Genomic DNA, 2,028 nt, shown 5'->3' with positions numbered 1-2,028 from the left:
GGTGGCGCTGGTCGTGGCGGTCGCCGTGTCGGGGGCCGCGGTGTGGACCGGCGTCGTCTACGGCGTGGCGGTGCTGGCGGTGCTGGCGGCCGAGGGCCAGCACCGCAGCCGGATCTGCCTGCGAGTCGGCGACCAGATTCCGCGGTTGGCGATCTCGGCTGCGTGCCCGGCGGTGCTGCTGCTGCCGTGGACGCCGCCGATGTGGCTCGGCTGCACCGGAGCAGGCGTGCTCGTGGTGTTCCGGGGCGCGGTGTGCGGAGTGCTCCGGTCGGTGCACCGGCGCGGGTTGCTGCTGCAGCCGACGGTGATCGTCGGTGCATCGGATCTCGGGCTGCGGATCTACCGGGCGCTGCGCGAACATCCCGAACTCGGGCTGCTGCCGGAGGGGTTCCTCGACGACGGTCCGCGGCGCGATGTTCCGGTGCTGGGGCGTGCTGCGCAGCTCGGCGAAGTGGTCGCCAGGCACCGCATCACCCGCGTGCTGCTGTGCGAGTCCGAAGCGGACCTGGTGGCGATCGTGCGTGCTTGCCGCCCGCTGCCCGCGGACGTGTGCGTCGTGCCGCGGCTGCACGAACTCGGCGTGGCGTTGCCGCAGGCGAGCTCGGACGAGGTGTGGGGAGTGCCGGTGGTGCCGCTGCGGCGCTGGACCCACAGCGCTGCGGCGAAGGTGGCCAAGCGGATCTTCGACGTCGTGCTGGCCGCGGCCCTGCTGGTGCTGCTGGCGCCGCTGCTGCTGACCTCGGCGCTGGCGGTGCGGCTGGGTGGCGGCACCGCGTTCTTCCGGCAGCGCCGCGTCACCGGAGCCGGGCGCAGCACCGAAGTGGTCAAGATCCGCACCGTGGCCCGCGGAGCCGGACAGGGCTGGATCGTGTCCAAAAAGGACACGAGCGTGCTGGGCCGGTGGCTGCGCGGCACGCACTTCGACGAATTGCCGCAGCTGGCGCACGTGCTGCGGGGGCGGATGTCGATCGTCGGGCCGCGCCCGGAACGGCCCTGCTACGCCGAGCGCTTCAGTCGCGAACTGCCGCGCTACGCCGACCGCCACCGGGTTCCCGGCGGCATGACCGGCTGGGCGCAGGTGCACGGGCTGCACGGGGACACCTCGATCCCCGACCGCGCCGAATTCGACAACCGCTACATCGAGAACTGGTCGCCGTGGCTGGACGTGGTGGTAGTGGCCAGGACCGCGGTTGCGGTGCTGGCCGCCGCGAGGGGGGGAGTACGACGATGAAAGTTCTGCACGTGATCACCGGCCTGGCGGTCGGTGGCGCCGAGTTGCAGCTGCGCTCGATCCTGCAGCACACCAGGCACGACGCCGAGGTGCTCGCGCTCTACAACGCCGGCGACGTCGCGAGCATGATCACCGGCGACGGGCCGCGGGTGCGCGATCTGGGGATGAGCAGCAACACCCAGCTCAGCGCGCTGCCGAAGCTGCGCGCGCTGATCCGCGAAGGCGGCTACGACGTGGTGCACACCCACCTGTACCGGGCGTGCGTGTACGGCAAGCTCGCCGCGAAGCTGGCCGGGACGCCGGTGGTGGTCGGCACCGAGCACTCCATCGGTGAGACGCACCTGGAGCGGCGGCGGATGACCGCCGGAGTGCGCGCGCTCTACCTCGGCACCGACCTGTTCGCGCAAGCCACCATCGCGGTCTCGCCGACCGTCGCGGACCGGCTGGCCGCCTGGGGCGTGCGCCGCGGCAAGATCACGATGATTCCGAACGGGGTCGACTTCGACCGGGTCGCGTTCGACCCGGCCGCGCGGGCGCGGGTGCGCGGCGAGCACGGCATCGACGACCGCGCGTACGTCATCGGCCTGCTCGGGCGGCTGGACCCGAACAAGCGCTTCGACATGGTGATCGAGGCGGCCGCGCCGCTGCTGGGGGACGGCGGCAAGCTGCTGGTGGTCGAACACGTGATTCCCCTCGGCAACACCCCGGGCTTCGGCAAGCTCCTCGACCTGGCCATGCTGGCCCTGCCCGGCGGGCAGGAGCGGACCGAGGACGAGTACCGCCGGCTCTACGAGGCG

Annotated in this window: 2 protein-coding genes; both read left to right on the top strand. The window is 72.4% G+C overall.

Annotation, left to right across the window (positions count from 1 at the left end; genetic code table 11):
- Window positions 1–1,231: sugar transferase (locus IJH84_RS13715; protein WP_295144907.1), on the top strand; the 1,231-nt coding region annotated here is incomplete at its 5' end.
- The coding region (locus tag IJH84_RS13710) for a glycosyltransferase (protein ID WP_295144904.1) at window positions 1,228–2,028 on the top strand (801 nt) is incomplete at its 3' end. The genes IJH84_RS13715 and IJH84_RS13710, both read left to right, overlap by 4 nt.

The sequence above is a fragment of the Saccharopolyspora sp. genome (genome assembly GCF_017434145.1).
GTDB lineage: Bacteria > Actinomycetota > Actinomycetes > Mycobacteriales > Pseudonocardiaceae > Saccharopolyspora_C > Saccharopolyspora_C galaxeae.
Note: the sequence above shows the minus strand (reverse complement) of the source record. Positions and strands in the feature narration are given on the sequence as shown.